Origin of the sequence: Alkalicoccus luteus (assembly GCF_052061695.1) — a bacterium.
Classification (GTDB): Bacteria; Bacillota; Bacilli; order Bacillales; family Salisediminibacteriaceae; genus Alkalicoccus; species Alkalicoccus luteus.
In genome coordinates this window covers 1-26,999 of the sequence record NZ_JBPZEY010000014.1, presented here as the reverse complement: position 1 = coordinate 26,999, position 26,999 = coordinate 1, and the positions used below count along the sequence as shown (strand labels likewise).

Annotated in this window: 22 protein-coding genes and 1 riboswitch; of the genes, 14 read left to right on the top strand and 8 right to left on the bottom strand. The window is 49.0% G+C overall.

Annotated elements, in window-relative coordinates; genetic code table 11:
- The first annotated feature begins 1 nt into the window (after position 1).
- The 6 genes from ACSZLD_RS15425 to ACSZLD_RS15400 all read left to right on the top strand — a co-directional run bounded on the left by ACSZLD_RS15425 (position 2) and on the right by ACSZLD_RS15400 (position 6,153).
- Positions 2-964, top strand: a complete 963-nt coding sequence (locus tag ACSZLD_RS15425; RefSeq protein ID WP_444685703.1) for an N-acetylglucosamine kinase — start codon at positions 2-4, stop codon at positions 962-964.
- 5 nt (positions 965-969) lie between these two features.
- Positions 970-1,890: an N-acetylmuramic acid 6-phosphate etherase gene (gene murQ / locus ACSZLD_RS15420; RefSeq protein WP_444685702.1), complete on the top strand. Its 921-nt coding sequence runs from the start codon at positions 970-972 to the stop codon at positions 1,888-1,890.
- 71 nt (positions 1,891-1,961) lie between these two features.
- A complete protein-coding gene (locus ACSZLD_RS15415; protein WP_377907767.1) occupies positions 1,962-3,329 on the top strand; it encodes an ABC transporter substrate-binding protein in 1,368 nt (455 codons plus the stop codon).
- Between the two features lie 139 nt (positions 3,330-3,468).
- Positions 3,469-4,362 carry a carbohydrate ABC transporter permease gene (locus ACSZLD_RS15410; protein ID WP_377907624.1) on the top strand — a complete coding sequence of 298 codons (894 nt, stop codon included), beginning with the start codon at positions 3,469-3,471 and terminating at the stop codon, positions 4,360-4,362.
- A 29-nt stretch (positions 4,363-4,391) separates the two neighbouring features.
- On the top strand, positions 4,392-5,237 hold the full coding sequence (locus ACSZLD_RS15405) for a carbohydrate ABC transporter permease (RefSeq protein WP_377907625.1): 846 nt from the start codon (positions 4,392-4,394) through the stop codon (positions 5,235-5,237).
- Between the two features lie 31 nt (positions 5,238-5,268).
- A complete protein-coding gene (locus tag ACSZLD_RS15400; RefSeq protein ID WP_502306129.1) occupies positions 5,269-6,153 on the top strand; it encodes a MurR/RpiR family transcriptional regulator in 885 nt (294 codons plus the stop codon).
- A 92-nt stretch (positions 6,154-6,245) separates the two neighbouring features.
- On the opposite strand, the gene ACSZLD_RS15395 is transcribed toward ACSZLD_RS15400, so the two are convergent.
- From ACSZLD_RS15395 to ACSZLD_RS15385, 3 genes are all read right to left on the bottom strand, one after another.
- Positions 6,246-7,100 (bottom strand): transglutaminase family protein, encoded by an 855-nt coding sequence (locus ACSZLD_RS15395; RefSeq protein WP_377907627.1) that lies wholly within the window; start codon positions 7,098-7,100, stop codon positions 6,246-6,248.
- A 299-nt stretch (positions 7,101-7,399) separates the two neighbouring features.
- Positions 7,400-7,669 carry a 30S ribosomal protein S14 gene (gene rpsN / locus ACSZLD_RS15390; protein WP_377907628.1) on the bottom strand — a complete coding sequence of 90 codons (270 nt, stop codon included), beginning with the start codon at positions 7,667-7,669 and terminating at the stop codon, positions 7,400-7,402.
- Between the two features lie 246 nt (positions 7,670-7,915).
- A complete protein-coding gene (locus ACSZLD_RS15385; protein WP_444685701.1) occupies positions 7,916-9,229 on the bottom strand; it encodes a C40 family peptidase in 1,314 nt (437 codons plus the stop codon).
- A 184-nt stretch (positions 9,230-9,413) separates the two neighbouring features.
- Between ACSZLD_RS15385 and ACSZLD_RS15380 the strand changes: the two genes are divergently transcribed.
- The gene (locus ACSZLD_RS15380; protein ID WP_377907630.1) at positions 9,414-10,040 is read left to right on the top strand and encodes an FMN-dependent NADH-azoreductase; all 627 of its coding nucleotides are present in this window, start codon (positions 9,414-9,416) and stop codon (positions 10,038-10,040) included.
- Positions 10,041-10,420: 380 nt separating this feature from the next.
- Positions 10,421-11,308, top strand: a complete 888-nt coding sequence (locus ACSZLD_RS15375; protein WP_444685700.1) for a helix-turn-helix domain-containing protein — start codon at positions 10,421-10,423, stop codon at positions 11,306-11,308.
- On the opposite strand, the gene ACSZLD_RS15370 is transcribed toward ACSZLD_RS15375, so the two are convergent.
- From ACSZLD_RS15370 to ACSZLD_RS15360, 3 genes are all read right to left on the bottom strand, one after another.
- Complete coding sequence (locus ACSZLD_RS15370; RefSeq protein WP_444685699.1) at positions 11,254-11,886, bottom strand: hypothetical protein; 633 nt, start codon at positions 11,884-11,886, stop codon at positions 11,254-11,256. The genes ACSZLD_RS15375 and ACSZLD_RS15370 overlap by 55 nt on opposite strands.
- 84 nt (positions 11,887-11,970) lie before the next feature.
- On the bottom strand, positions 11,971-13,320 hold the full coding sequence (locus ACSZLD_RS15365; RefSeq protein WP_444685698.1) for a flagellar assembly protein A: 1,350 nt from the start codon (positions 13,318-13,320) through the stop codon (positions 11,971-11,973).
- A gap of 32 nt (positions 13,321-13,352) precedes the next feature.
- Positions 13,353-13,437, bottom strand: a riboswitch (cyclic di-GMP riboswitch).
- A gap of 489 nt (positions 13,438-13,926) precedes the next feature.
- Positions 13,927-14,703, bottom strand: a complete 777-nt coding sequence (locus tag ACSZLD_RS15360; protein ID WP_444685697.1) for a hypothetical protein — start codon at positions 14,701-14,703, stop codon at positions 13,927-13,929.
- A gap of 141 nt (positions 14,704-14,844) precedes the next feature.
- Between ACSZLD_RS15360 and ACSZLD_RS15355 the strand changes: the two genes are divergently transcribed.
- On the top strand, positions 14,845-16,131 hold the full coding sequence (locus ACSZLD_RS15355; protein WP_444685696.1) for a protoglobin domain-containing protein: 1,287 nt from the start codon (positions 14,845-14,847) through the stop codon (positions 16,129-16,131).
- A 99-nt stretch (positions 16,132-16,230) separates the two neighbouring features.
- On the opposite strand, the gene ACSZLD_RS15350 is transcribed toward ACSZLD_RS15355, so the two are convergent.
- Positions 16,231-16,689 (bottom strand): DUF1499 domain-containing protein, encoded by a 459-nt coding sequence (locus ACSZLD_RS15350; RefSeq protein WP_444685695.1) that lies wholly within the window; start codon positions 16,687-16,689, stop codon positions 16,231-16,233.
- A gap of 171 nt (positions 16,690-16,860) precedes the next feature.
- Between ACSZLD_RS15350 and ACSZLD_RS15345 the strand changes: the two genes are divergently transcribed.
- On the top strand, positions 16,861-17,316 hold the full coding sequence (locus ACSZLD_RS15345) for a GNAT family N-acetyltransferase (protein ID WP_444685694.1): 456 nt from the start codon (positions 16,861-16,863) through the stop codon (positions 17,314-17,316).
- A 68-nt stretch (positions 17,317-17,384) separates the two neighbouring features.
- Positions 17,385-19,820 carry a PAS domain-containing protein gene (locus ACSZLD_RS15340; protein ID WP_444685693.1) on the top strand — a complete coding sequence of 812 codons (2,436 nt, stop codon included), beginning with the start codon at positions 17,385-17,387 and terminating at the stop codon, positions 19,818-19,820.
- Positions 19,821-20,071: 251 nt separating this feature from the next.
- Here ACSZLD_RS15340 and ACSZLD_RS15335 read toward each other — a convergent pair whose 3' ends face one another.
- Positions 20,072-21,739, bottom strand: coding sequence for a glycoside hydrolase family 13 protein (locus ACSZLD_RS15335; RefSeq protein WP_444685692.1), 1,668 nt, complete (start codon positions 21,737-21,739; stop codon positions 20,072-20,074).
- A gap of 293 nt (positions 21,740-22,032) precedes the next feature.
- Here ACSZLD_RS15335 and ACSZLD_RS15330 point away from each other — a divergent pair, with 293 nt between their 5' ends.
- The 3 genes from ACSZLD_RS15330 to ACSZLD_RS15320 all read left to right on the top strand — a co-directional run bounded on the left by ACSZLD_RS15330 (position 22,033) and on the right by ACSZLD_RS15320 (position 26,633).
- Entirely contained in the window at positions 22,033-23,025 is a 993-nt protein-coding gene (locus ACSZLD_RS15330; RefSeq protein WP_444685691.1) for a DoxX family membrane protein, read from the top strand.
- A 70-nt stretch (positions 23,026-23,095) separates the two neighbouring features.
- On the top strand, positions 23,096-24,811 hold the full coding sequence (locus ACSZLD_RS15325; RefSeq protein ID WP_444685690.1) for an ABC transporter ATP-binding protein: 1,716 nt from the start codon (positions 23,096-23,098) through the stop codon (positions 24,809-24,811).
- Positions 24,804-26,633, top strand: a complete 1,830-nt coding sequence (locus tag ACSZLD_RS15320; RefSeq protein ID WP_444685689.1) for an ABC transporter ATP-binding protein — start codon at positions 24,804-24,806, stop codon at positions 26,631-26,633. Before ACSZLD_RS15325 ends, ACSZLD_RS15320 begins: the two co-directional genes overlap by 8 nt.
- The last annotated feature ends 366 nt before the right edge of the window (positions 26,634-26,999 follow it).

Genomic DNA, 26,999 nt, shown 5'->3' with positions numbered 1-26,999 from the left:
CATGTATGTGATAGGGGTTGATGGAGGCGGAACGAATTCCAGAGCTGCAGCAGCTTTTGTAACGGCAAGCGGGCTGGACCGGGAATCAGCAGTCATCCAGGGAAATGGATCCAATCCAAGAGCTGTCGGCTTTGAGCAGATGCGAGAGGAACTGACTGAATTACTTTCCTCATTATTGAAAGCGCATTCAATTCGAGCAGGCGATGTTGCAGGAATCTGCTGCGGACTTGCAGGAGCCGGGCGCCTGCATGATCAGCTGCTGGCTCAGGCAGAGCTGAGAAAAGCTGTCTCACAGCTTGGCATATCAGCATCTGCCTGTATCGATGTGTATGCCGATTCCATTACAGCATTGGAGGGGGCGATACCGGGACCCGGGGAAGGTATTCTTATCATTGCCGGGACTGGATCAAACGCTATTGGAAGAACGAAGACAGGAGATTTGTTTCACTGTGGTGGATGGGGGCACTTGCTCGGTGACGAAGGCGGCGGTTACCGTATCGGGCTGGAAGCGCTGCAGGCGGTTGTCCGGGCAGCTGACGGACGTGCATCACCAACAAGCTTAACCTCATCACTGCTCTCGTTTTTTGGTTTGCAGGAGCCGGAGGATCTCGTATCGTTCGTGTATGAGCATGCAGGAAAAAGGGAGATTGCGTCTGCTGCACCGCTCGTCATGGAAGCGGCAGAGGGTGGGGATGAGGCTGCTGCAGGCATTGTGCATCAGGCTGTTGAAGAACTTTGCCTTCATGTCCGCAGCTTGCATGACCAGGCAGGTACGTTTTCGCCTCATGTTCCGGTGGCAGCTGAAGGGTCTCTGATTAAGCAGGCGCCAGGATTTCAAAAGCAGTTCCGCCATCTGCTGAAGGCAGACGGACTGGGCACGTGGGCAGAATCTGCGGCAGACCCGCTTGAAGGGGCGCTGCAACTCGCAGCCAGACGTATTTATGACACAGGAAAAGTCAGGTGATATCAATGGGAAAAGAGCTGTCAGCGCTTTTGACAGAACAGCGTAATCCAGCGAGTATGCGGCTGAGTGATATGAGCACAGCCGATATGCTGAAAACAATGAACCAGGAAGACAAAAAAGTAGCCGATGCTGTAGCAGAAGCTTTACCTGCCGTCGAACAGGCAATCGAACGAATAGTGGAAAAACTGGAACGAGGGGGGCGGCTCTTTTACGTCGGTGCAGGCACATCCGGCAGGCTTGGCTATATGGATTCCTCTGAATGCCCGCCTACGTTCATGACAGATCCGGAGATGGTGCAGACCGTAATGGCTGGCGGAGATGGTGCAGTCGAACAGGCCAAAGAAAATTCAGAAGATGACGGTGTGCAGGGAAAACGTGATCTGCAGGGAAGAATGCTGCGCGCAACAGATGCGGTTATTGGCATCACAGCAAGCGGCCGGACCCCGTACCCGATCGGAGCGGTCACCTATGCCAGAGAGATTGGGGCAGCAGCTATTTCCCTTTCGTGTAATCCGCAGTCGGAAATAAGCACTTATGCAGATGTGGCCATAGAAGTTATTACAGGCCCTGAAGTTCTGACCGGATCCACACGTTTGAAAGCGGGCTCGGCTCATAAAATGGTGCTGAACATGATCAGCACGAGTGTCATGGTGAAGCTCGGTAAAGTACACGAAAACCTCATGGTGGACGTGCATGCGAGTAACTACAAGCTTCGCGAACGAGCGAAACAGATTGTCAGTGATTTAACAGGCTTATCGGTTACAGAAGCACATGACGTGCTCGAAAAAGCTTCATGGAAGGTGAAGCCCGCGATTGTGATGATCAAAGCAGGTGTCGGAGTCGACGAAGCTTTAGAAGCAATCGAGAACTCGCATGGATGTGTCAAACAGGCAGCCAGGCAGGCACAAGCAGGGAAACAAGGTTGATCCGGCCGAATTTATTCGGCGTTTCATCATACACTAACTTTCTGAAGGGGGAAGAAAAAGTGAAAAAATCAATGAAGCGTTCGCTGACAGCAGCATGCTCCACTGGTCTTATGATCGGACTCTTGGCAGCATGCGGCGGAGAAGAAGAAAACAACGGCAATGGGGCAGAAGCAGAGGAGAACAATAATAACAGCAACGCCGCAGCTGACAACGGAGAAAGCGGAGATGGCGACATCTCAGGCGAGCTTGAGATTCAGTATTTTGTAGGAGGCTACGGCGACTCGTGGTGGAAGGAAGTCATTGCAGATTTTCAGGAAGAGTATCCGGACGTGGAAATCATTGAACATGCAGGACCGAACGTTAATGATGAAATGAGATCGCGCTGGGTGTCCGACGATCCGCCTGATGTTGTGTATATAGACGGAGCTGGATCCAGTGAAACTCAGATGGTGGAAGATGGACAGCTGATGGACTTAACTGACTGGCTTGAAGAGGTGGAGACAGCAGACGGCAACATGCTTTCTGACAGCTTTATCGTAGATCCGGCCACATATGACGGACAAATCTACAGCCTGCCGCTTGTGTTTGATACGTGGGGCACTTGGTATAACGCCGCCCAGTTTGAAGCAGAAGGGTATGACGTTCCTGAAGATTTCCCTAGCTACATGGATACAATGGGGGATATTCAAAGCAATGAAGATATTCAACCATTCGTAACGACAGGACAGCACCCTTACTACTTCCTGCGCGGTGTACTCACACCTGCATTCGGTGCAGCTGGAGGGGATGAGCTTCTGGCGGATATCGTAACCGGTGAAGAAGGCGTCTGGGAGCGGGACGAGGTCGTTGCCCAAATGGAAAAGGTAGCTGAGATGCAGGAAGCTGGATACATTGATGACGGATTTGGCGCATTAAACCATACGCAGTCGCAGATGAACTTCCTGCTCGGAGATAACGCGTTTATCCCGGTTGGATTCTGGCTGCCGAATGAAATGGCCGGGGATGTGCCGGATGACTTTGAATTTGGCTTTATTCCGTCACCGATGCAGGACGAAGGAGAACCTTATGCGATTGTTCCAGACCTTCGACCGCTTGCTGTAGCTGAAAATGCAGACAATCCGGATGCTGCGAAAGCATTTGTAGAATTTGTCTTTACTCAGGAGTACGCTACGCTCTTCTCTGAGCATACAGGTGCCATCATGAACCTGGAAGGTGTCGATCTATCCGAAAATGAAGAAGTGCCGGATTATTTGATTGAGGCAAATGCGATGATCAATGACGAAGAGCAGGTGCAGATTTACCACCGTCCGCATCCGATGAGCGCGGATTTGGAAACGCCGATTGGGGATGCACTGACGGCTCTGATGCTTGGCAACAGCACAGTAGATGAATTCATTGAGGCTGCAGAGGCTGCTACAGCAGACTACAGAGGCGAATAAAAGAGTCTGATGCAGACGGTCCTCTTTAGCACCTTGTAACACAAATCGGCTGTCCCGGAATACAGGCGGGACAGCCACTTTTATAAAAGCGCGGAGGCTAAGCAGCGCGCAAAGTTTGAACGGGAGAGAAGGGATAGCATTGGTAACGACGAAAAAACAAAAATACTTATTTCTGGCATTCTGTCTCGTACCGACATTTCTTTTATTTGCTGTATTTACGCTTTATCCAATGATCAGCGGACTTTATTTTTCCTTTTTCAGCTGGTCCGGAGCAGCAGCAAACCGGGAATTTGTAGGAATTGATAACTATATCCGTCTCTTCAACGATGGCATCATTCCGCGGACCATCCTCCATGATTATTTTCTTGTGGTAACGAAGGTGCTCGGAATCATGGTATTGGCAATGTATTTCGCTGTGGCGATCATGCAGATGAAGCTGAAGGAAGCACCGTTTTACCGGATTATTTTTTTCTTCCCAAATATCATGTCGGTTGTTGTTATCGGGATTTTATGGACGTTCATTTACAATCCGAATCTCGGCCTGGTGAACTCTGCTTTGGAGGCAGTAGGACTGGAAAATTTAACACGCCCGTGGCTTGGAAGCGAAACGTGGGCGCTTCCCTCTCTTGTGCTGCCATCCATCTGGGCCGGGATCGGTTTGTTCATGCTGATGTTGATGGGGGGCATTGCGACGATCTCCAAGAGCTATTATGAAGCAGCAGAGCTTGACGGAGCGACAGAATGGCAGCAGTTCTGGAAGGTAACCGTACCGCTGCTCTGGCCGCAAATCAAGGTTTCCATCCTCTATATCGTTATCACGACGCTGAACGGCTCGTTTATCATCGTGCAGATCATGACCGGTGGCGGTCCGAACAATTCGACCCACGTCATGGGCTCCTACCTGTATCAGCAGGCATTCGAGCAGTACAATTTCGGCTATGGAGCGACGATCGGCGTCATGATTCTGGTCATTTCATTGGTGACAGTGCTGGTGCTCGCCAGACTGCTGAAGCGGGAGAAAGTGCAGTATTAGCATGAGCGATATGCAGAGGAGGAACAGCAATGGAGGATAAAAAGAAAGGACATATATTGAAGCGATTCGGCCTGCGGATTCCGTTGGTGCTGTGGTCGCTCGCCGTGTTGTATCCGATTTTCTGGATGATGCTCGGTTCGTTCAAAACGAATGCAGAGATATATGCAAATCCGTGGGGACTGCCCGAATCATTTGGATTTCAAAATTTTATTGATGCATGGAACAATTACAATATCGATCTTGGGGTATTCAACAGTCTGCTCGTAACGGTGCTCGGCTCCCTGCTGGCTTTAGCCCTGGCAGTGCCGACGTCTTACGCGTTGGAGAGAATGGAATTCAAGGGAAGCACCGTGCTGTTTAATTTGTACATTTCAGCGATGATGATTCCGATGGTGCTGGGGTGGATTCCTTTGTTCTTCCTGCTGATGAACTTCGGTATGCTGGATAATTTGTTCGGTCTTTCTATCGTATATGCCGTCTCCCAGCTGCCGTTCAGCATTTTCGTATTAACAACCTTTATGGGCTCGATTCCAAAGGAGCTGGAAGAATCCGCTGCGATGGACGGCATGAGCCCGTATCGGATTTTATGGAAAATCATTACGCCGCTTTCCATGTCCGGCATTATCACGGTTACAATTATGAATGCGATTCAATTTTGGAATGAATATTTTATGGCGCTTATCTTTTTGCAGTCGAGGGAAAACTATACACTGGGACTTGCGATCGATTTCATTAGCAGGGAGGCCTCCTACACCAATGCGTGGGGCACCTTGTTTGCAAGCTTGACGATCGCGATTATTCCGATCATTATTCTTTATGCCATTTTCCAGCGGCGGATCTCAAAAGGGATGACAGAAGGAGCAATCAAAGGCTAGCGCTGGAAAGCATATAGAAGGAGGTACGGCTGTGAACGTCAGTCATAAAGCATTTTCCGGAGGACTTGTGATGCTGAATGAAATGAAGCACAAGCTTCCGGGCTCAGAGAAAAAGGTAGCAGAATACATTATCGAACATCCCAATGATGCGATCCAGCTGACAGCGACCCGACTGGGGGAAGTAAGCGGTACGAGCAGTGCTGCTGTCATCCGGCTCTGCAAGTCACTTGGATTAAAAGGGTTTCCCGATCTGAAACTGCGCGTGTCCGGTGATTTGCAAAAAGGGCAGCAGGTTTCCTACAGCAACATTGAGCCCGGCGAAGATCAGGAAGCGATCGTCAATAAGCTGACGAATAACGGCGTACAGGCGCTCCAGGAAACAGCTGAACTAGTGAACTACGGCGAGCTTGAACGAGCCGTAAAGGCACTCCAGCATGCTGAACGGATTCATTTTTTCGGTGTCGGAGCTTCAGGCATTATCGCCCAGGACGCTCAACAGAAGTTTTTGCGGATGAATAAGGCGGTGTCGTGCTTTACCGATATCCATAATGCAGCGATGTACATTGCCAACGTGAGTGAACAGGATGTTGTCTTTTGTATTTCCTTTTCAGGGGAAACGTACGAAACGCTGAAAATTTTGCAGCTGGCAGAGCAGCGTGGAGCTGTTACGATCAGCCTCACCCGCTACGGGCATTCAGCAATTGCAGACAGAGCGGATATTCCGCTTTTCATCTCAGCGACGAGAGAGGTGCCTGCGCCATTCCGGAGCGGGGCAACATCGTCCAGGCTGGCACAGCTGCACATGATCGACATTTTATTCGTAAGCGTCGTCACGGCTCAATACGAGCTTGCCTCTGATTATTTAAAAGAAATCAAGGACGCAATGGATTTTATGAAAAAAGGCAGAAGAAGCTAAAACGAGTCAGCAAGCATCAAACAAAGAGCCGATACTGTCCCGCTGTGGGGGAGCATCGGCTCTTCTTGATGGTGATGCACGGTTGCGCGAGTTCAGTAATCTTCCAGCAGGGTGCAGCTGACGTTCACTTCCATCGTCTGACCGCCGCCTCGGTAGACGCCTTCAAATGGACTCAGATCTGCATAGTCTCTGCCGGTACTGATAATGACGTGATTTTCGAGCGCTTCGACATTATTTGTCGGGTCTAGTCCGCACCATCCCACCCCGGGGATCATCACTTCCACCCAGGCATGGCTGGCGGCGTCCCCGATCATGGCAGACTCTTCTCCAATATATAAATATCCGCTGACATACCGAGCCGGTATCCCGCTGCTGCGCAGCAGACCAAGCATAACGTGGGTATAATCCTGACAGACACCGCTTCGCTGCTGGAGCGAATCTGAAGCGGTCGTAGAAACATCGGTCGTTTCCGTGTTGTAATCGAAATCGCCGTTAATAAAGTTCATGACCTTCACAGCATATTCCGCCGGGTTTTCCACAGGTCCGAGCAGCTGCTGCATCTCCTCTACCTGAGCATCACCTAAAAAGGTGTAGGGTGTAGACTTTAGAAAGGCAAGGTAGTGCTTTTTAAATAATGGAGAATGGAAAATTTCCTGCATTTCTTTCTTATAGGGGACCGATTGAATAAACGGTGTTTTTTGAATGCTGACCTCAGACGTCGTCGTTACGTGAAGCTCCCGGTGCTTTTCAGGGATGAAAAAAGTTTCGACGTTGTTTCCCCAAATATCGACGCTCTCCCGCGTCATGGAGGCAGGCTCGATCTCAAGCTGATAGTGCAAAAGCCGCTGGCATTCGTCTGTCCGTGGTTTCAAGCGCATGTAGTTCAGGCTTTGGTCAACATCGGTTTCATAGAAAAATTTATTTTCGTGCACAATCCGGTAGCGCATACTCCCACACCTCATTTTCCATTGTATTACAGCTACTCTACCCTTTTTTAAGGCTTCATAAGCTGAATCAGGAAAATGAGTTTCTGGACGGAAGAGGCCCATGTTTAAATGGCTGATTCATCCGGATTCGTTCTGCAGAGGATTCGATGAGTGCACATGCTCGTAATAAATAAAAAACCCGCTGCGTGAGTCAAACGCAGCGGGTTTGATCCGTTATCAAGGACTTGCTGACTTTCACGTCTACAAAGAAAAGCCAGAAAGCCTTTCTTGAATTGGTTCGGACACCCTGTCGGCCGGCTTTACCAGCTTGCCTTTTTGACGCCGGGGATCTGGCCCTTATGTGCGAGCTCACGAAAAGCAATTCTCGACAGCCGGAACTTCCGCAGCACGCCGTGCGGACGGCCCGTCAGTTCACACCGACGTGTCAGGCGGATAGGATTTGAATCACGGGGCAGCTTTGCCAGCGCTGCATAGTCACCTTTTTCTTTCAACTCTCGGCGAAGCGCTGCATAGCGTTCCACCATTTCGATTCTCTTTTTTTCTTTTGCGATCTTCGACTTCTTTGCCATCTATGCGGACACACCCTTCATATAAATAGTAATCATTACGTTTTGTATGATATCGTAATTATTACGATTTGTAAAGGGTGTGCGGCTGGCCAGCTTATGAGATCCTTCAATATCGGCTGCTGATCACAGGCTCAATGTCAGTATTCCTGTCAAGAAACCAAGCAACTATCCTTGCACGCACGAAAAAACACAGGAGCAAGGGTAATGGCCCCTGCTCCTGTGCGGTTGTTTGCGGATAGATGAAGGTTATTGCATACGCCGTGCACCTTCAAATCGGTCCGCAAAGAAATCGCTGTACTCTAGGTGACGGATTGTGACACCGGATGATTCACTCGCTATGAAAAATAAATCATTGCCGATATAAATTCCTGGAAGCAGCGAGCTGCTTCCTTCAAAGAAAATCACGTCCTCAGGTTCAAGTGCGTCCCGACTTACCTCGGAGCCGGTTTCCCACATGGATGCAGCTCGATCCGGAAGGGAAAGGTCCCTTGCTTCATCGAATACATGGCGGACGAATCCGCTTGTATTAAAACCGTCTTCCGGTGAGCTGCCGCCTGTTTCAAACGGTACGTTCAAGTAATCAGCGGCAGTGCGGAGAAGGTCACTCTCGACGGCCATGTCATCAAAGCGGCGTGTCTCCGTGTAGGCATCCTCCCAGTAATCGTTCAGGCGGCTGATCTGCGTTTTGTTTTCGGTCCGGCTGGCATGGATCATGAAGCCGTCACCGAGATAAATACCGGCGTGCGTAACTTCTCCTTCTTCGCGAAGTCTATCTTCTACGTCAACATCTGAAAAGTAAAGTACGTCTCCTGGTCTGGTTTCGTCGGGCTGAATCTCCTGACCAGTCTGTACCTGATCGATCGTTACCCTTGGAAGATAGACGTCCCCGGCTTCGCGGTACACTTCCTGAACGAAAAAGGAACAGTCGAACGCTTCAAGCGTACTGCCGCCGAATTCGTAAGGGGTATCGAGATACTGCATCGATTCTCTAACCGCAGGGTGTTCATGGTCTGTATAGGAAGAGGGGTGAAGCGCCTCTTTTTCATGTTCTGACAAGCGCCGTGCTTCCGTAAAATGATCGCCCCAAAATCCTTCTGTGACATCAACTTCAACGGCCCCGTCACTTGTCGACACAACCACGGCCTGTTCACCGCCGGTATACATCCCGGCCATCAGCGTATCCGCTTCAAAAAAGACAAGGTCTCCTCGCTGTGCTTCCTCAAGCGGAACGGCCTCTCCCAGGTCCTGTTGATGAGCTGCCAGACGGGGCATGCGAATGCCCGTTTCTTCTTCAAATACATACTGAATCAGTCCCGAGCTGTTCAGACCGCTCTCCGGGTCAGTACCATCGGATTCAAACGGTGTCCCAATTAACGCTTCAGCAGCTGCGGCTGCCCTGTCCAGATCGGGATCGAGCTCCCCGAACGATCGCTCGTTATCCTCGCTGTTCTCGTTCTGCGGTGTTTCTGCAGGCTCTGAAAATAGCACATATAAAAACACACCTGCTGCGGCAATACCGCTGATCAGTAAAATTAGACTCTGCTTCTGCCGCTTATCCATAATCTCCCCCTCTGCTAAATCTCTCTCCGGATTCCCGGATGCTGTCTCTATTGTAGGTCTTATCAACCAATTTGAAAAGCATAAGGAGCTAAGCTTGATTTTGTGTACAAAAATAATTAAACTAAATTTTTGTTAGCACTTATATAAAAGTGACAATTTTCATGAATGCAGGAGGAAGATACAGATGGCTGACGTGTTATTTATTAAAGCAAACTCCCGTCCGGATGATCAGGCGGTTAGTCTGCAGATGTACAATACCTTTAAAGAAAAGTACATGAGTGAAAACCCTGAAGATCAGATTCAGGAGCTTGATCTTTTCGAAGAAAATCTCCCGTACTATGATGCGGACAAAATTCACGGTATGTTCAAAACAGCGAAAGGTCTGGAGCTGACTGCTGAGGAGCAGGAAGCAGCAGAGCTCGTTAAAGGATACTTGGATCAGTTTTTAAAAGCTGACAAAATTGTCATTGCGTTTCCGCTTTGGAATTTTGCTGTGCCGGCTGTCCTGCACACGTACTTTGACTACCTCTGCCAGGCAGGCACAACGTTCCAGTATACGGAGAACGGGCCGCAGGGGCTTCTGTCAGATAAGCGGGTCGTACTGTTGAACGCAAGGGGCGGCGTATATTCTGAAGGCGCAGCAGCGTCAATGGAAATGGCTGTAACTTACGTGGAAACCATTATGACGTTCTTCGGTATTGAAGACCGCACCAGTATCGTCATTGAAGGACACAATCAATTTCCCGATAAGGCCGGAGAGATTATTGAAGCCGGTCTGGAAAAAACAAAAGAAGCAGCGTCCAGCTTCTAATAGAAGCATGAAAAAGCTGCCCGGATAAACTTCCGGGCAGCTTTTTAGCGAATAAAATGATAGAGCAGAAGAAAGGAGCGGGGCTCGATATCTAAGCTCATCCGTGCTTATAAGGGAGTCCTTTACCGAGCGGTTCAAACACATCAACAGCCTCAGGTCCAACAATCAGCAGTAACGCGGCGGCAGTCATCATGAACATCAACAATTTCATAAAGAGCCCTCCCATTCAAGTTGAATTGATCTGATTATAGCTGATTTTCAACATCGATCAAGGCGGCGTCTCGCTGATTTTCAGCCGGAAAACGACTGAATATGGTTTTTTATCAGTGAAAAACGGTAAAATGTATTCATATACGAATAGTTACTGGGAGATGATGGGATTGCAGCAGGCAGAAATAGGCAAAAAACTAAAGGAGCTGAGAACGTTTTTCGGTGTCTCTCAAAAAGAGCTCTGCAGCGGACTCTGCACGCAGAGTTACATCAGCAAGCTGGAGCAGGGCCTTGTCCATCCTTCCGCAGACTTAACAGCAGAGCTTGCGGAGAGAATGGGGGTCGATATTCAGTATTTGTTTGACGCGTCTGCAGATGTATCCAAAGTGAACTATATGTATACCGTTATGAGATCGATCGCTCAGAGTATGGATCGAACAGACTATAAAGCTGTGCTGATGACGGTCGAGGCAGAAGAACACCATCCAGAATTTCAAAAAGGAACATTTCGGCAGTATCTTCTCTGGCGTAAAGGCATTTGTCTTTATCACGTCAGGGAGAATGTGTCCGAAGCAGTGAAATACTTGGATGAGGCTGCGGAGCTGTCTCCGGCTACCAGGAAAAATCCGACGGTACAGGACCTCGATATCATGCTCAGTAAAGCAATTGTTTTTAGTATGGCAGACAGACAGGTTCAGGCCGAGAACGAGTACCGCCGACTGCTCCATGCTGCAAGGAGACATCCATATCTGTCCGATAACTCGCTGCTCGTCCGCCTCTACTATAATTACAGCAAAAATCAGTTTGAGCAGGAAAAGTGGAAAGAATCTCTCGAACTAGCGGATAGAGGAATACACCTGTGCCTGCGGGAGGATTCGATGTACATGCTGGGTGAGCTGTATTTTCAGTACGGACAAAGCGGCCGGGAATCCGGCCGCTTCAGCAAAGAGGAGACAAAGCGTTACTATGAGAAAGCCGTGTTTTTATTTCAGCTCCGGGGGAATCAGTTCTTTGCGGACGTTGTTGCAGAAGAACTGGCTGAACTGCTTGAAGACTGAAATAGCTGGAGCCTTCCGTCATCATCCAGCGAAGCTCGGATCTGCTTCGTTTCAGACTCAATCAGCTTTCGCTCCCGTCCGATCGTCAGCACCACATCAGGATGGCAATGGTCAATAGAAATGATACCCGTTTCATCCGTTTCCAAAAGTGTTCTGGCTCCGCCAGGAGAACCGGCCTCCCGAACCGATATTCCACGTCCTGCCTTTAACGTGCCGCCAACGGCACGCTGATGGATCGTGATCACGCCGTCTGCTTCCATATAGGAGTGCAGGACACCTTTCCCGAGAACGTCAATTTCGCCAGCTGAAATGAGCTTGCTGTGAGAGGCATAGCGAATAGCAATTCTAGATCTGCTGACAGAAGGGCTCTCCAGCAGATCATGCAGCTGGAATGCCTTCTGCTGCAGATCACGAAAGAGCTGATCCTCTGCTTCATGTGCACGGTGAAACGTGAGCAGGGCAGTTTGGAGCTGCTCGCCAACATTACGCCACTGTTCTTCAAATAAGCCGGAATGAAGCAAATGGTCGACAAGCTGCTCGGTATCGCTGCGAAGCCGAGGGTACTTTTTTTCCTGCAAAGCCCGGATCAGCGGACCGCGGCCGCGCTGCTTTTCATAAGAGGCCTGAAAAGCAGGGGAGTCAACGACCTGATAAAAGACTCGTCAAAAAGACGGGTAGGTATGCAAAAATGTTTTCAGCAGCTTGATTGTTTTTACATGAGCTGTTTTGCTCGTCCCTGCTGTAAGAGTTGAATGCAGCACGCTGCCGTTAACAGTAATGGAGCCTGCAGCGTGTAAGGACGACTGCTCGCTGTGAGCGTGAATCCATACATCTCCTGCTGCTTCCACCTTCATGCCGTCCTCGACAGACCCAATCACTTCAACATCCCCTGTAAAGCGGATGTTTCCGTCTCCAAGCTGCAGGTTCCCATCATGAACGAGCTTCGGCAGAATGGATAACCGCACGTGCTGTCCCTGCTTCTTTAAAAGAGGACGCCCGGCAATAGAAGCCGTAATCGTTTTCGTTTCTTCATCGAGTTCAATACCCGCTCCTGCCTGAACCGCGATCGGCCTGCCTGCTTTAGCTTGAAGCACATCTCCAAACAGGCTGAGGCCATCTTCGCCGGCTGTTGGATCAATGATCGATCCTAAAACGACTCCTTCTTCAACGGCCGGAATCCGAATCGAATCCCTAAAATCAATCGTTCCGTCCGGCTTCTCCCGGTACATTTTCTGTTCTGTCTGCAAATTGATCTTAAAGTCAATCCGGCCGTCTTTTCCGTGCTTCGGCAGCTTTCCTGCCGTTATTTGGACAGTGGTCTCTTGAATAGACGCACATGCTTCCCGAATCACATCCGTTTGAATACCGTAGGTAATATCCATCCGTTCCAGCTGCTCTATGACGTCTGTTTCTGTCAGTTGATTTAACGGTGTTTCCTCTTTGGAAATACTGACATACAGATATTCGGCGGGCGGATGATCATTGATTGCAGCAGTATAGTACGCTCCAGGCTTTACATTCAGCGTAACGAGCTGCTGTTTTTTATCAATAGAAACAGACCAAGTGGTTTCACGAGGCGGGAGGTTGATCGAAAACTCCAGTATATCTCCCTCAGTTAGCGGAGTGGTTCTACCAGTTTGTCTGCCATTTTTAGAAGCGGTCACTTCATCCGGCAGGTGAAGAACAGGACGTTTGGGTCCGTTTCCTTCAAAATAGAGAACGCCATCTTTCATCCAGGCGGTCCCCTCCAGTCTCCTGGATAAGTTTTCATCTCTGCTGGCATCAAGCGGCTCATCGAGGTAGGAATCCAGCGTGTCCAGCCAGCTTTCTTCTAGCGGCTCCTCCGTCCATGCGCGTATTTTAGCCTTTGATTTTCTCAGACCAAAAAACAGATTCTCCCCATGGCAGATAATGTCGATGTGTAGAGCATTTGCTGGTGTATGCAGCGTTTTTTCTGCCTTGGCAATCGCTTTTTCCACTGTTTCTGCTTCGAACTCATGTACGTTACGCATTCATACCCCGCCTTCCTTGGTGAAGGTTTATATGCGGCATCCCGGCTGTCATAGGAGGTTTCCCTTAGATCCGCGGCTTTGCGTCCCTGTTTTTCAACAGGTTTGCCCCCGAACTTCTTCTCTTACTGTAAGTTTACTATGAGATTAGGCATGAGCAAGTACTATTTTCAAAAAAATCCATTATCTGCAGTCTTATTATCCTGGTTCTTTATTTACTTATTCGAATAGCAGGGGATGGAGTAAATCTCCACCTGCAGACGGATAGAAAATTCAATCTGCCGCCCGCTTTTTTGAGGTGAAGAAGACTCTACAATAAAAGCATAAGGAGGCGGTAACCGATGACACGCAAACGAAAATCGCTGTTGGAAAAGCTGAGGTATATTCCGAACGAACGTCGTTCAACGTACAGGAGAGAAAGGCTTTTGGAAATGTACGATGGTATCCGTCGTGGGCTCTAGGAGAAGGGGAGAGAATAAGGAATGGTGTTGAAGAGACGGAGAAAGTCTTGCCGGGGGAGGAAACAGACGCGGAATAAAAGGAACCGGGGCTCAAACGGGTGCTCCGGTTCCTTCTGTATTTGGTTCAGCTTGGCAGCGCCGGATCTGGTTAAGGGTAACGACGTTCTTTCTCTTCCTCCTGAAAGGACCGCTTCATACGGGATCGGAGCTTATCTGCATTTTGCTGAATCATTTTTTCGCGACGTTCATGCTTGACGACCTGCATCTTTTTCGCTTCGTCTCTCATAACCGATTCGTTTTGAACGAGCTGCTGATAAAAAACCTGGTTCGCGCGCTTCAGCTTGTCCCACAAGTTGTGACGGTTCATCAACGCAATCCAGTCGCGCAGGGTATCGGTTTGGCGGCTTAAGGAATCGATCATGTCGAACTGAAGCACCTCCAGTTCGGCAGCTGATTGAATGGCTGCTTCAATGTCTTCAGCTTCGATAGGTCTGCCGCTGTCTTCAAGCTCAGCCAGCACGTTTTGAAACTGATCATACACTTGCTTATATTTGAGTTGTATTTTTAAAAGGTGGTTGATCAGGCGGTAACCTGGCTGCAGGTCATTGCGATCCGCTTCTTCCATCACACCAAGCGGCTTTCGGAAAAGATCGAGCTGAATCCCGGCACGCATCCTTGCCTCTTCTTTAATAAAGCCTGCCAGATGGTAAAACGAGTGGAGCTGTTTATGAGCAGCAGCTGCGTCCAGCGTGTTTTCTTCGTGACGGGAAATCACTGCATAGCCGACGGGCTGCTTAGAGCGCAAGTATTCTATGTAATAATAGTCAGTTTCCGCTACACGGACAGGATAAGGATATAAATGAATTTTCTCGAATGTTTGTTTATGTCTGCGTGCTTTCCGCTTTACCAGCCAATTCGTCAGCATAAGCAATCCCTCCTCGGTCTGCACTTGATATTTTAGCATACCTGCTCTTCAGAATCTTCGGCAGTTTGCCGATATCAAGGGAAGAATTACAACCTGCAGCAAGTTAGTGGAACAAGATAGTCAAGAGGGGGATGAAGAAAAATGAAGTGGTTTCAACGGTCGGACAAACAACCGCCTGCAGCAGTCCTGCAAAAGGGGAGTATAACGGTAGCTGATCCGGATATTAAACGCCAAATGGAAATGACAGGATTCTCTGAAGAGATGCTCGGTGTTCTGGCTGCTTTTCGGCCATCGGTGGAAGAACGGATCGGGGAGCTCGTCGATTTCTTTTATGCTAATCTTGAAATCAAGCCTCACTTAATGGAGATCATTGAAGCGAACAGCTCTGTCGACAGGCTGAAACAAACGCTTCGCAAGCATATTTCTGAAATGTTCACTGATACGATCGATGATGCCTTTGTTGAAAAGCGAATTCGTATTGCAAAGGTGCACGTGAAGATTGGTCTGGAGCCGAAATGGTATTTGAGTGCTTATCAGGCACTGCAGCTCAAGTTGTTTTCGCTCGTCTATGAGGTTTACGGTCCAACCGAAGCTGAAACGGTCGTCAAAGCTGTATCATCGATTGTCAGCTTCGAGCAGCAGCTCGTGCTGGAAGCATTTGAAGAGGAGCTTCAGGCTGTGCGTAAAAAAGAAGAAGCATTACGTCACCAGCTCGATCGTTATATTACGGGGAAATCCGAAGAGCTCGGGGCGATCTCGCAGGAGACGAACGCTTCTATGGAAGAAATGAAGCTGCAGGCTGAAGGCATTACGAAGAACTCGCAGAACGGCACCGTGATTTCGAGTGCATCAAAAGAGTCGGCGTTGGAAGGGAGTGCCCGCTTAAAGGAACTGCAGCGGATTATGCAGGAAACGACAGGAAGCATTGAACAGATCGATACTAAAATGCAGGAACTCGCTTCGTTCTCCAAGGAAATTCAAACAATTGTCAGCATCGTTCAAGGGATCGCTGATGAAACGAATCTGCTCGCGTTGAATGCGGCAATCGAAGCGGCCAGAGCCGGGGAACACGGCCGGGGTTTTGCAATTGTAGCTGACGAAGTTCGAAAACTGTCTGAACAGACGAAAGAGTCTGTTGGGAAAGTTCGAGGACTGACTAATCAGACAGATAAAGGCGTACAGGAAAATGCTGCACTGTCCAAAGAAATCGCTGAACGGATGGCAGAAGGCAACCGGTCGGCAGAAGCTGTTGGAGATACGTTCGCTGTCATCCTTAGAAAAATGGAGGAGGCAGTCGGCAAAAACACAGAAATTGAAACAGAGCTGACCGCATTTATGGATGTAATCGGAGAAGTAAACAAAGCCTCCGGTCAAGTAGCAGCGGCTGCAGAGGAGCTTCTGGACCAATCGCGCGGCCTGCAAAAATAGACAGCGGTGTGAGCAAGAGACAGAAAACTAGTAAGTAAGACGTTTTACGTAAATGAAGCGGCTCTCCGATGGAGGCCGCTCTTTTCTGTTCCATGCAACTTACTCGTGCTTACTTTGATAGGCTTCACGGATTGCTTCGATCCGCTTGCGATTAACGTCCATATCGGAATAACCAACGCGCGCTGCAGAACGGACGTCTATGCTATTTTCCGATTCGTTCACGTAAAATTCAACGTCATCCTTAAATTTAAATACATTTGATGCATACACCGCATGGACGTAACGGTCATCTGCCGAAACAATTTCTGCCTGTTCGTCAGCACGGATGATCGCTTTGATGTTCTCAAGGCTTTCCGTACCGTTTTGAAGCGTGAACGGTTCAATATAGCCGCGGTGTTCCGTATCTGCCTGAGATGAAACGGCGTTTGGCGTAGACGGAAGAGGAGCAAGGCTGCCGTTCTCTGCACCTAGGTGCTCCGGCGTCCGGTTGTTTTTTATTACCATAAATGCTGCTGCAGCTATGATGCCTGCAATGACAACGATCACAATTATTCTCATCAAAAGACTCCCTTTCCATATAAAGAATAGTGAACAAACTTTTCCATCGAGGGCTGCAGGAAAGCAGGGTTTACGTTCCAGCCTTATGAGCAACCAATGTTATTTCTTTTCGATTCCCCATTTTATTTCTTTCTAGTCATCTTCAGGTAAAATAGCGGGGAGGGGGAATGCATGATGGACTGGAGATTAACATCATTTCATGAATTTTCAGCAGATCAGCTTTACGATATTCTGCAGCTGCGGACAGAAGTGTTCGTCGTCGAGCAGGCATGTGCTTATCTTGAAGTCGATGGAAAGGATAAAGAAGCGCTCCACCTGACTGGTGTACGCGATGGCGTAATAGAAGCTTATGCGAGACTGCTCCCGCCTGGAACAGCGTATGAGGAGGCAAGTATCGGACGGGTCATTGTACGGCCCAATCTTAGAGGAACAGGGCTGGGAAAAGCTTTGCTCCACCGAAGCATGGAAGCTGTGTATCATCACTTAAACGCAGATCGGATTAAGATTCAGGCACAGGAATATGCGCTGCCGTTTTATGAAAAAGCAGGTTTTGTCGCTGTAACATCCTCGTATCTTGATGATGGTATTCCGCACGTTGATATGATTCACCATGTAAACAAAAAATAAAAGTAGGAATGGACCAGTTGTTATTGTATAATGATAGCATAAAATAGTTTGAAAGGAGGATTTTTCTCTTGGGTACAATAGACTATAAAGGCGCGGCCGATCTTCTTTCTGTTCCGACTCTGGTGATTTCGAAAGCGCCGGATTCCTATGCAGGCTTTGCAGTGAAAGCAGCCAATGCATCGTTTGACCGTATGATCTCCGGCGTAAAGGACGTCGATCTACGGATGTTGGAACGTTATATGGATAAGAAGAATACGGAGCTTTTTTATCAGATGTGCAGCTACGTACTGTCTACCGGGAGTGCATCCTCTTTTCAACTGACGGTAAAAGGCTGTGTCTACATGACAAACGTGTCTACCTCCGAGTCTGTGATTATTATCTCATTTTCAGACATAACAAGCGTGCAGTCACGCCTTGACACATTGGAGACGTATGTGGCCAATAGTCCGGCGCTCATGTGCAGAATGGATGCACAGGGAGTCATCCTTGAAGTGAACGCCGAATGGGAAGCGCTTACGGGAGTTACTGCAGGCATGCTGATCGGACGCTCTATGCTTGATCTGGTACTTGATCAAGACAGGGAAGCATCGATGAATGCATTTAAACGGGCGTTTCGCGGAGAGACGATTCGGCATTTTTTGAATCGTATCGTCACAGCAGCTGGAACCGTTCATTATTTAGAATGGCATCTTTCCATTTCTGACAGAACGGTATTTGCTTCTGCAGTAGATGCATCAGAGCGGGAGCTGCATCAGCGCAAGGCGGCTGAGCGAGGGAAATTGCTTGAGAGTTTGACAGAAGAAGTGCCGGGCGGTCTTTATAAACTAAAGCGAAGCAGCGATGGAACAGTCAGCTTTCCGTATTATTCCAAAGGGTTTCTTGATATTTTTCACGTAACTGAAGCCGAATTCAGGCAGGATGAATCGATTGTTTTTGCCAAGGTTATCGAAGAAGATCAGGAAGCTGCCGTACAGTCGATGCGGACTTCCGCTGAGACACTGACACGCTGGGTGCACGAATTCAGAATAAAAGAGCCGGCTGGCAGGATCTGCTGGATTCGAGGGAGAGCACAGCCTGCTGCTGATCAGCATGGGGGAGTGGTCTGGTACGGCCATGTTTACGATATCACTAAAGAGAAAAACAAAGAGCTTGCTTTAATAGAATCAGAAGAAAAAATGCGGCTGTTAACTACGCAGGTGCCGGGCATGCTGTATCAGTTTGACGTTCGTCAAGATGGACAGTTTTTGTTTAGCGCAGCCTCCCCCGGTGTGGTGGAGTTGACCGGCTATACCCAAGAGCAGATTTGCCGTGACACAGGCTTCTTACTGCAGCATATTGAAGCACCTGATCTGGAGAGAGTCGAAAGCAGTATTGAAGAAGCGGTTCAGTCAGGCACCCTCTGGTCGCTGGAATATTGGTACGATCATCCGGAAAAAGGGAGAAGAAAAATGCGCGGCAATGCACAGCCGCGCTCGCTCTCTGATGGAACGGTCCGATTTTACGGATATATTTACGATATTACGGAAGAAGTGAAAAAAGAAGAGCAGCTTGAAGAACGTGAACGGCTCATCACGCAGATCTCAGACAGAGTTCCTGGGATTATTTATCAAATGACGGGAACTGGTCCGGACGACCTTCGCTTCACAATGGCAACTGGTCAGTTTCAATCTATTTTGGGAACGGATTACAGCGAGAAAGAATTGAAGCAGTATGCGATTTTTGACTGGGTATACGAGCAGGACCGTGATGAGCTGATGGCTGCTGTTCACGCATCGGTCGAGCATCTCACGTTATTCGACTGTACGTTCCGAATGTACGTTGGCGAAGGCAAGCTCAAGTGGATTCGGGCAACCTCTACACCGGAACGGCTGCAGGATGGCAAAATCCTGTGGAGCGGTTATTTAAATGACGTCACAAAGGCAAAACATGATGAGTTCGCTCTGCTGGAAAGTGAATCACGCTTGAAGAAGCTGGCCTTAGAAATGCAGGAAATGGCCTACCATGACCCGCTTACCGGACTGCCAAACAGACGGATGCTGTTTCAGCAGCTGGAAATGGAAATCGAACGGTCGGTCCTGACAGGAAGCCGCCTCGGACTGCTGTTTATAGACCTCGATGATTTTAAAGCAATCAACGATACGTTTGGTCATGATGCAGGAGACCGGCTGCTTAAAGAAGTTGCAGGGAGGCTGCAGGACTCGGTGCGTCAAACCGATTTAGCAGCGAGAATGGCGGGCGATGAATTTCTGATTCTCTTTACCGGCCTGTCCTCTGACGAAGAGTTAAGAGCAGCTGTAGAACGAGTGATGGACTCCATTTCGGCCCCATTTGTGATGAGTGAAGGAACGATGCACTGTACCGCATCAGTTGGAGCAGCAAGCTATCCGGAACATGGCAGAACAGCAGATGACCTCATCAGCTGCGCGGATAAAGCTATGTATAAACAAAAACGCACGGATAAAAACGGCTTCCTCGTTTACGAAAAAGGAATGGAATTTTCCTGACAGATAATGCCAACTCTTCTGCTGCCTGTCAAAATTGGAGATTCTCGACTCCGGGAGAAGCAGAGCGAGGCGAAGATCCGGTGGATACCAGGAAGGAAAGCCGTGGCCGTCCCCTTAGGAAAGCGAGTGTCCGCAGAAACAGGCAGATGCAACGTTAGCTACTTAAAATAACTTTATCCTCACACTGAAAAGCCGTCCCCCTATACGGGTGAACGGCTTTAGTGTAGTGGCTGCAGGGAGCTGGCAGTCAATTAAAGAAGGTATACGCGTGCTTCATATGGTTGAAGCTCAAGCGCAGCGGCCTCCTCGTGCTCCGGCACTTCCTCATAGTTTTGCAGAACAAGGTTTCCGGAGGATAGAGCCAGACCAGTGCCATCCTCGTGCCAGGCAGCGGTTTTGCCTGTCAGATTGGTGATGACGACTGCTTTTCGGCCATCGAGTTCACGAATGTAGGCGTAAACCTGATCGCACTCCGGCATCATCAGTTCATAGCTCCCGTAAACGAAGAGCTCGTGCCGCTTTCGTAAATGAATCAACGCGCGGTAGAAGCTGAGAATCGAGTGAGGGTCCTGCTTTTGTGCCTCGACGTTGATCCGTTGATAGTTGCTGTTGACCTTCAGCCACGGTGAACCGGTTGTAAAGCCGGCATTATCCGCATCAGACCACTGCATTGGCGTCCTGCTGTTGTCACGGGAGGTTTTTGCAAGAATAGCAAGGGCTTCGCCCGTTTTCCCTTCGCCGGCTTTTTCTAGGAACAGGTTCTTCGCTGCCACATCATCATAGTCATCAATGGAATCGAAGTAAATGTTGGTCATGCCGATTTCCTGACCTTGGTAAATATAGGGAGTCCCGCGCATGAGAAAATACATAGCAGCAAGCGAGGTTGCACTTTCCCGCCAGAACTCTGTATCATTGCCCCAAGTAGATACGACACGGGCTTTATCGTGATTTTCGATAAAGAGAGCGTTCCAGCCGCTGTCTGAAAGGCCGTTCTGCCAGCTGGAGAGCACCTTTTTCAAGTTGACGATATCAAGTCCTTCTTCTGCATCCTCATCCCACAAATCAAGATGCTCGAATTGAAAGACCATGTCCATTTTCCCTTCATCCCCAACCCACAGGTGGGCCTCATCAATACTGACACCGTTCGCTTCTCCAACCGTCATTGCGTGCGGATAGTTCGAATACGTTTCCTTTCGGAATTCTTCTAAAAAAGTATGAATTCCGTCCTGATTCATATGCATATCGAAGGAAGAGACGACAGGTAGTCCCTCGGGATTCGGCATATCTGGGAACCCGGGCCGCTTTTTAATGTGACTGATTGCATCGATTCTGAATCCGTCAACACCTTTGTCGAGCCACCAGTTAACCATGTTAAACAGGGCTTCGCGCACTTCTTCATTTTCCCAGTTCAAATCTGGCTGACGTTTGCTGAAAACGTGGAGGAAATACTGATCTGTCTTAGCCTCATACTCCCAGGCAGACCCGCCGAAAATACTTTCCCAATTGTTGGGAGGTCCGTCTCCGACACCGTCTCGCCAAATGTACCAGTCCCGCTTCGGATTATCTTTAGATGAACGGGATTCGATGAACCACGGGTGTTCATCACTCGTATGGTTTAATACGAGATCAATAATTAAACGCATGCCGCGCTCATGACATGCCTCTAAAAGCGCATCGAAATCGTCCATTGTCCCGAAATCTTCCAGTATGTCCTGGTAGTCAGAGATATCGTAGCCGTTATCATCTAGAGGCGACTTATACATCGGACAAATCCAAATAAAATCTATGCCGAGCTCCTTCAAGTAATCCAGCCGGCTGATCATCCCCCGCAAATCACCGAAGCCGTCACCGTTGCTGTCTTGAAAACTGCGCGGATACACTTGATAGCCAACCGCTTCTTTCCACCATACTTTTGTCATTTTTAGTTCACCTCATCTATTGGTCAAAAAGTTGCACGGATTTGTGCAACCGGTTTAACAACGGAAATAAAGAAAAAAGCGCCTAAAAAGCACTTCCTCAATTATGATACCGAATTCATAGCAAAAATACAATTGGTTCAGCGCAATTGAACTTATTTGTGTTGCAAAGCAAAAGATAGGCATCTGAAGCTGAGACCTCGTTTCCTGTATGTTGGACAATGTATTTGGAAGTGTTTGGTTAAAGGGCAAGAAAGGGTAAACAATTCTATCATCTATCGACTGGAGGAACAGGCATGCTAAAGCGGTTCACAGCTGTTGCAGGGATCATCGTTTTGCTGCCGGTATCGGCGGCAGCACATGTGAAATGGTTTACGGAAGAAGAGGCAGAGCGAGCCCCGATCGAAGCGATTATGAGCCCGGCTTTCATGCTGACAGCAATATTGACAGCCGTATTGCTTAGTCTGCTGCCCGGTTTATTGGACGCGATGAAAAAACGCCGGCCTTTTGTGAAGCTCGATAAGCGGATTGCCTCTCTCCGGCATTATACGTTTACCCTGCTCCAATACGGAACGGCAGCTGCATTTTTGATTCAGTTCATCCAGGGAGGATTGTTTGCACCGGAGCTGCTGGAGCTGCAGGAGGTGCTTGCAGCGGTGACAGCCGGCATGGTGATCCTGCTGCTCATTCCTTTAAGAATTACCGTCCGGATCGCAGCAGTAATTTTAATCGGCCTCTATTTGTATTCAGTTATGGAGTTCGGCTGGCTGCATATGCTGGACTACGTGTTTTATTTAGGCATCGCCTTTGTCCTCCTGCTTTATAAAACAAGGCTGCAGCAGTGGAACTATCCTGTCCTTTATTTGACGACCGGACTTTCTCTCTGCTGGGTAGCGGCGGAAAAGTGGGTCTATCCGGATATGGCAGAAAACGTTATTCTCAATCACGGTGTTCCGACCTTTGGCTTCAGCCCGGATCTGTTTGCAATGCTGACGGGATTCATTGAATTTACGGTCGGCTACCTTCTTATCGTTGGCATGCTGAACCGTGTTTTGGCAGTCGTGCTGACCGGGATATTTATTGGTACAGCTTTTCTGTTTGGATGGCTTGAACTTGTCGGCCATTTCCCGATCCACGTGATTTTGTTGACTTTCATTATCGAAGGAAGCGCTTTTTACCGGCCGCCAGTAGCATATCATCAGCGAACGTGGCAGAAGATGGTATACGTTTCCGTGCACTTTTTGTTTGCGCTCGCATTAATTTTGCTTCTTTATTATCGTTTTGCGTAAACTGCTTCGAGTGCAGAAATGAATATGGTAAGCTGAAGTAGACAGTATCGTCAGAAAGGCGCGTACAGCTATGAAACTCATATGGAATTATCTAAAGCGGTACCGGGTAATGGTAGCTGCTGCTCTTGCACTCACGATGATTGAATTAACCGTTGAGCTGCTGCAGCCGCTTCTGATTGCCCGTATTATCGATGATGGTATTATGACAAATGATTTGAATACGGTCGTGTTCTGGGGCAGTATAATGCTCTTGTTTTCCTTCATCGCATTCGCGGCAGGGATTATTAACTCGTTTTACGCTGCCCATGCTAGTCAGTATACCGGCTACGACTTACGGACCGATTTGTTCAGACGCGTTCAGACATTTTCTATGAAAAACTTTCAGCAGTTTCCGACTTCTTCTCTTCTGACCAGAATCACCAATGACGTTAACCAGCTGCAAAATACGATCTTTATGAGTCTGCGCATTATGCTTCGGGCTCCGCTGCTCGTAGCGGGTTCCGTGATCATGGCCCTGATCGTCAATTGGCAGCTGGCTTTGATCCTGGTTGTTACTGTGCCGGTGCTTTTAGCGATTCTCCTCTATATCATGAAGCTTGCAGGACGGCTCTTTAAAAAGGTGCAGGCTGGAGTCGATGATGTGAACAGTGTCGTACAGGAAAACTTGAAAGCTGTGCGGCTGATTAAATCCTATTCCAGGCTCAATCATGAATCAAATCGGTTCCACGGGGCGTCAGAGACGCTGCAGGGCCGCACCGTAAAAACACTTCGGATAGTCGAAGCAACGATGCCGATCATTTTGCTGATCATGAACGTATCGATCATGTTCGTGCTTTGGTTCGGGACGCAGGGTGTAAATACTGGAGCTGTTACTGTCGGGGAAACGGTCGCGATTATTAATTACATCACCAGGATGACCGGAGCTTTATCCATTTTTTCAATGATCATCATCATTTTTTCCCGGGCAAAAGCTTCGGCGGAACGGATCGGCGATGTACTTGCGGTAGAAGAGGAGATGGAGGACGGTACCGGAAGTGTAAAGGAGCCGGCAGGGGATATTGCACTGGAGGACGTTTCCTTCCAGTATCCGGATGAGACGAGAAAAGCACTCGACATGGTAAGGATTCATCTGCGTCCGGGAGAGCGTACAGCGCTGCTTGGTGCAACCGGTTCGGGCAAAACGACGCTTCTTCAGCTGATCTTAAGACTTTACGACCCGGTCCAGGGACGGGTGCTGCTGGATGGAAAGCCGCTGACGGCCATCAAGTGGAAAGAGCTGCGAAGCTGGATTGGCTATGTACCGCAGGAGGCCGTGCTGTTCAGCGGCACTATTGCAGAAAACCTCCGCTGGGGAAAGCCAGATGCAACAGATGCTGAAATGGAGCAGGTGCTGCGGGATGCTCAAATAGCTGATTCGGTGAACGAACTTCCGGATGGCTTGTACACCCGCATTGGTCAACGTGGCGTTAATCTGTCAGGCGGTCAGAAACAGCGCATCTCCATCGCGCGAGCATTAATTCGAAATCCGCGGATTTTACTGCTGGACGACAGCACCAGTGCGCTGGATGTAAACACAGAAATGAGGCTCTTAAAAGCGCTGGATAGCTATTCGTGCACCACACTGATGATCACCCAAAAGCTGAGTACAGCTATGGAAGCAGACAATGTCATTCTGCTTGATCACGGTGCAGTAGAAGCCGTCGGCTCTCACGAGGAGCTGCTTCAGCGCTCAGAGCTGTACAGACAGATTTACGAAACGCAGGCAGGAGGTGCGGCGCGTGGCTGATAAGCATCCGCTGATCGAACCATTTCAGCATAAAAAATTAATTCCAGAGGCAGCGCCGGACGCTAAGAAGCGGGCAGCCGATTGGAAAGGAACGCTAAAGCGGGTGTGGAGCTATCTGGCCGTGCACCGGTCAAAGCTGCTGCTTGTGACACTGATGATCACTCTCTCCTCGGCGATGGCACTGACAGGTCCGCTGCTCGTCGGCCTGTCGATTGATACGTTTCTCGTAGATGGAGACCTCGTCTGGATCGGCTACATGCTTGCCGCCTTGGCAGTCATCTACATCATTCATTCCGTCAGCGTCTTTCTCCAGCACTTTTGGATGGTGGCTGTGGCACAGAAGTCGGTCTATACGATACGCACCGATCTATTCGATCATCTGCAGCGGCTGCCGGTCCCGTTTTTTGACAGGCGCCAGCAGGGGGATCTGATGAGCAGGCTGACGAACGACATGGATAACATCAGCAATACGCTGAACAGCTCCGTTATCCAAATTATTCAAAGCGTGCTGACGCTCGGCGGTATTTTAGTCGTTATGCTTTATTTAAGCCCGCTTTTAACCGTGCTCACGCTGACTATTGTTCCAATGATGGTGCTGGGAATGAAATGGATCACGAAGCGGACCGGACCATTGTTTAAAGAGCAGCAGAAGCGGCTTGGTGACATCAACGGCTATGTTCAGGAAACCATGTCCGGGCAGCAAATCGTAAAGGCCTTCTCAAGGGAAGAGCAAGTCATTGACTCGTTTACCGAAAAAAATGAACGGCTGCGTCATGCCGGATTTTGGGCTCAGACGATTTCCGGATTTATTCCGAAGCTGATGAATATGCTGAATAACCTCAGCTTTGCTGTTATAGCAGGCGCGGGCGGACTGCTTGCGCTCAACGGCATGGTAACCATCGGTGTCATCGTTATTTTCGCTGAGTACGCCCGTCAATTTACGCGGCCGCTGAATGATCTTGCTAATCAGTTCAACGTCCTGCTTTCCGCTGTGGCAGGGGCAGAGCGTGTCTTTCAAATTATGGATGAAAAAGACGAATTTGAACGAGAGGAGGAGCAGGAAGAGCTTTCGCTTACAGAGGGCAGTGTGACATTCGATGACGTATCCTTTGGCTACGGAAATGAACGAACAGTAGACCACATTTCTTTTTCGGCAGCGAGAGGGGAAACAGTAGCTTTTGTCGGCCCTACGGGGGCAGGAAAGACGACAATTATCAGCCTGCTGGCCAGGTTTTATGAGCCGGATCAAGGGCGGATCATCATCGATGGACAAAACATTTTGTCGGTGCGAAAGGCGTCGCTCAGAAGACAGATGGCATTTGTGCTGCAGGATACATTTCTCTTTTCCGGTACGATCATGGAGAACATTCGCTACGGCAGGCTTCATGCAACAGACGAGGAAGTCTATCGTGCTGCCGCAGATGCGAATGCCCATTCCTTTATTGAACACCTCCCTGACGGATATGATACAGTCATCGATTCGGAAGGCGGCGGAATCAGCCAGGGACAAAAGCAGCTATTATCCATTGCTCGAGCGCTGCTGGCGGACCCGGCAGTACTCGTGCTGGATGAGGCAACGAGCAGTATCGATACTGTGACAGAAGTGAAAATTCAGCAGGCGCTCAAACGTTTAATGAAAGGCAGAACAAGCCTTGTGATTGCTCATCGGCTGAATACGATTCGGGAGGCAGACCAGATTGTCGTGCTGCAGGAAGGCAGGATCATGGAGTCCGGCAGCCATGAAGAACTGCTGGAACAGGGTGGCTATTATGCAGGAATGGTTCATTCCCAGTTTCAGCCAGGGAATACAGCAGTCGTTTAGGCTTGCAGGCTGTTGAAAAAGTCAAAATCCAGTCCGGCTAAGCTCGTGCCAATCTTAAAACAGGCGTTATAAACGTACTCTCAACTGCTGAAATCGGAGGACCACGGCCCGGAACGAGGCGAAGTTCCAGCGCTTCCAGCTACGAAAGGAAGCAGTTAGCTGAACCCGCCCCCTCCGAAAAGCGGGTGTCCGCAAATGCGGGCAGATACAAGGGTATTCACCTAACGTGACTTTATTCAAACTATGACGGGGCTGTCTAAAAAGCTCTTCTTGAAACAAAAAGCGGTGCCGGATATGTCCGGTACCGCTTTTTTTTGGAATGAAATGAGAAAAAGACAAAAAAATAGCAGAAATCCGAGCGGCCTT